Raw genomic sequence first — 3862 nt, 5'->3', positions numbered from 1 at the left:
ACGATTTAATACAATTTTTAACTGTATAGTAGGGATATTAAATTAACAGAAGCGTTAAATAAGATAGGTTTAAAGGAGAAATAATATGGCACGGCTGGCAGGATTCGAACCTGCGACCAACTGGTTCGAAGCCAGTTACTCTATCCAGCTGAGCTACAGCCGCATTAGATGCTGATCAAGAATGTTTTAAAGTGGCGCGGCTGGGAGGATTCGAACCTCCGACCGCCTGGTTCGTAGCCAGGTACTCTATCCAGCTGAGCTACAGCCGCTAAACTTTAAAACTGCCATCCTAATTTAAATGGCGGAGAGAGAGGGATTCGAACCCTCGATGAGTGTTACCCCATACGCCCTTAGCAGGGGCGCGCCTTCAGCCTCTCGGCCATCTCTCCTCAAGACGCGGCGTATATTAACACATTTATTTTAAATGCCAACACCGCATTGAATTATTTTTTAAAAAACATCAACTTGTGTATTTTTTAACCACAAATTAGTCGTCAGACTGCTGCGCTTCAGACTTTTCTTTCTGTATACGCTGATAGATCTCTTCACGATGAACAGAGACATCTCTAGGCGCGTTCACACCAATACGCACTTGATTACCCTTTACACCTAATACGGTAACAGTAACGTCATCACCAACCATTAAAGTCTCACCTACTCGACGAGTCAATATAAGCATTCTTAGCTCCTTTTATTATGCAATATTCATCCAAAAAAGCTTCTTACTGCCACCTCAAAAGAGATAACAACGAGCACTTAAAGAGTATTATCGAAATTTCTCAAAAAGATAGTTTTAAGTGGATTAATCTTGCACATTTTCTATTTAGTTATAAATTGTGAAAATACTGTTCGCCTTGAATTAATGTTCCTGCGCCAGATCAAAAGCACCATGAAGCGTCCTTACGGCCAACTCTAGATACTTCTCATCGATCACAACAGAAATCTTAATCTCCGAAGTCGAAATCATCTGAATATTTATACCTTCATCAGACAAAGCTTCAAACATCTTGGTAGCTACCCCTGCATGAGACCGCATCCCTACACCGACGATAGATACTTTTGCAATATCGTTATCACCTGCAGCCCTCTCAGCACCAAGCTTCTCACATACTTCTTCTAATACCGCTTTCGCCTTTTTATAGTCATTTCTATGAACCGTAAAGGTAAAGTCAGTTTTTTTATCCAAGCCAACATTCTGTACAATCATGTCAACTTCAATATTCTTGTCACTAATAGGGCGCAATATCTTCGAGGCAACGCCTGGAATATCCGGCACACCTACCAAGGTCAATTTTGCCTCATCACGATTAAAGGCAATCCCCGAAACGGCAGCCTGCTCCATATTTTCCTCACTATCAATCGTAATCAAGGTACCTGGCCCATCCTCAAACGAAGATAGCACTCTTAAAGGCACACTATATTTCCCGGCAAATTCAACCGCCCTAATCTGCAAAACCTTAGAGCCCAAACTCGCCATTTCTATCATTTCTTCAAATGTCACTTTTTCCATACGGCGCGCACTATCAACAACCCTTGGGTCCGTTGTATACACTCCGTCGACATCTGTATAAATCTGACATTCATCCGCTTTGAGCGCAGCCGCTAGAGCAACAGCAGTGGTATCTGACCCGCCACGACCAAGCGTCGTAATATTATGATCCTCATCAACTCCCTGAAAACCAGCAACAACCACAACTTTACCCGCAGACAAGGCCTCGCGCATTCGCGACTCATCAATATCCTGTATTCTTGCCTTCATATGAGACTGATCAGTCAAAATACGAACCTGACCACCTGTCATAGACATTGCATCACAATCAATCTGCTGCAAAGCCATACTCAACAAAGCAATCGTCACCTGCTCACCGGTCGACACCAGCACATCCATTTCACGAGGTACAGGATCCTTAGATATTGCATCGGCCAATGATATTAACCTGTTAGTCTCTCCACTCATTGCAGAGACAACCACTACAACATCATCACCTGAATCTCGAAACTTTTTTACTTTCTCTGCCACAGCTTGGATACGCTCAGTCGTACCGACTGAAGTACCGCCATATTTTTGAACAATCAGGGCCATTGACCTATTTAAAACCTCTTAATTGTAGACTTAGAACCTAACACTAAATAAGCAACTACTGCTGGGACTCAACCCATCCAGCTACCGACGCCAAGGTTTCTTCTAGAGCAGTAACATCTGTACCACCGCCCTTCGCAAAATCAGGCCGGCCACCACCTTTACCACCAACACCTGCCGCAACGACTTTCATCAAATCTCCAGCTTTGTACTGCTTGGAAATTGATTTCGTCACACCAGCAACCAAGGCAATTTTATCTCCGTCTACAGAAGCCAATAAAACCACCGCATTCTCAAACTGGTTCTTAAGCTTGTCTACAGCGTCTTCCAGACCTTTACGATCTACACCCGATAACTGAGCCGCAACTACTTTAACCCCAGCAACGTCCACTGCCTTGTCAGCCAATTGAGAACCTGCGTCAGCTGCAGCTTTCTGCTTAAATACCTCTAACTCTTTCTCAAGCGCACGACACTTTTCTACCCACTGATTTGCTTTTTCAAGAACATCTTCTCTACCCGCCTTGAAAACACTTGCGACATTTTTCAACTGCGCTTGCGACTCTCGATTCCAAGCTTCAGCCTCTGCACCAGATAAAGCCTCTATACGGCGAACACCTGACGAAATTCCACCTTCAGACACTATCACTAGCGAGCCAATATCACCCGTACGCTGGGCATGTGTTCCACCGCATAACTCCACAGAAAAGTTATCATCCCCCATCGAGAGAACTCGAACATTCTCACCATACTTCTCTCCAAACAGCGCCATAGCGCCCATTTGTTTGGCCGTTTTTATATCTGTTAAAGTCGTTGTTACTAAAGAGTTCTCTCGAATTCTCGCGTTGACCATAGACTCTATTTCTAACAACTGCTCAGGCGTAACAGCTTCATAATGCGCAAAATCAAAACGCAGACGCTCACCATTACACAAAGAACCTTTCTGAACGACGTGCTCTCCTAGAATCTGCCTAAGCGCTGCATGCAACAAGTGAGTTGCCGAGTGATTTAGAGCGGTCGCATCACGCTGAACACTATCAATGGATGCCTTAACAGAAACACCTGATGACAACTCACCACTTTCAATCTGGCAAATATGTAAAAAATGATTTTCTTGTTTCTGGGTATCTTTTACCAGTGCTTTACCACCATCCCACTCGAGGACACCAGTATCGCCAGCCTGACCACCCGACTCTGCATAGAAAGGTGTCGACGCCAATACCACGATACACTGCTCGCCAGCTCCAGCCTTGGCATTCTCACCATCAACCGTAACCGACAGTACCTCTGACTCATGATCAAAACTTTCATAGCCAACAAACTCGGTACTCCCCGAAATATCCAAAGAGTCGTTGTAATCAACACCAAATTTGCTCGACGCGCGCGCTCTTTCTCGCTGCGTTTCCATTGCAGCTTCATAACCCTCGTGATCTAGCGTTAACCCTCGCTCACGAGCGATATCATTAGTCAAATCAACCGGGAAGCCGTAAGTATCATATAAAGTAAAGACCGTCGCACCAGAAATAACGGTACTATCCAGAGACGCAATATCTGACTCCAGAACCTTCATTCCCTTATCAAGCGTTTTGGAGAACTGCTCTTCTTCCTGAAGCAAGATTTGCTCTACTTGCTTCCGGGAAACCTTGAGCTCAGGGTAAGCTTCACCCATCGCGTCAATCAAAACCTCGACAAGGCGATAGAAAAACGGCTCAGAAGCACCAAGTTTATTTCCATGCCGAATAGCGCGGCGAATAATTCTGCGAAGTGTATAACCACGCCCCTCAT

At 44.7% G+C, this 3862-nt stretch carries 3 protein-coding genes and 3 tRNA genes; all 6 read right to left on the bottom strand.

What is annotated here, in order from left to right:
* Window positions 1–86: 86 nt before the first annotated feature.
* Window positions 87–163, bottom strand: a tRNA-Arg gene (locus tag A3757_RS04120).
* 29 nt (window positions 164–192) lie between these two features.
* Window positions 193–269: transfer RNA gene (locus tag A3757_RS04115), tRNA-Arg, on the bottom strand.
* A 30-nt stretch (window positions 270–299) separates the two neighbouring features.
* A tRNA-Ser gene (locus tag A3757_RS04110) sits at window positions 300–389 on the bottom strand.
* A 98-nt stretch (window positions 390–487) separates the two neighbouring features.
* A complete protein-coding gene (csrA, locus tag A3757_RS04105) occupies window positions 488–679 on the bottom strand; it encodes a carbon storage regulator CsrA (protein WP_068507871.1) in 192 nt (63 codons plus the stop codon).
* Between the two features lie 180 nt (window positions 680–859).
* Window positions 860–2083 carry an aspartate kinase gene (locus A3757_RS04100; RefSeq protein WP_068739202.1) on the bottom strand — a complete coding sequence of 408 codons (1224 nt, stop codon included), beginning with the start codon at window positions 2081–2083 and terminating at the stop codon, window positions 860–862.
* 55 nt (window positions 2084–2138) lie between these two features.
* The coding region (alaS, locus tag A3757_RS04095; protein WP_068739200.1) for an alanine--tRNA ligase at window positions 2139–3862 on the bottom strand (1724 nt) is incomplete at its 5' end.

The organism is Oleiphilus sp. HI0117, assembly GCF_001635235.1.
Note: the sequence above shows the minus strand (reverse complement) of the source record. Positions and strands in the feature narration are given on the sequence as shown.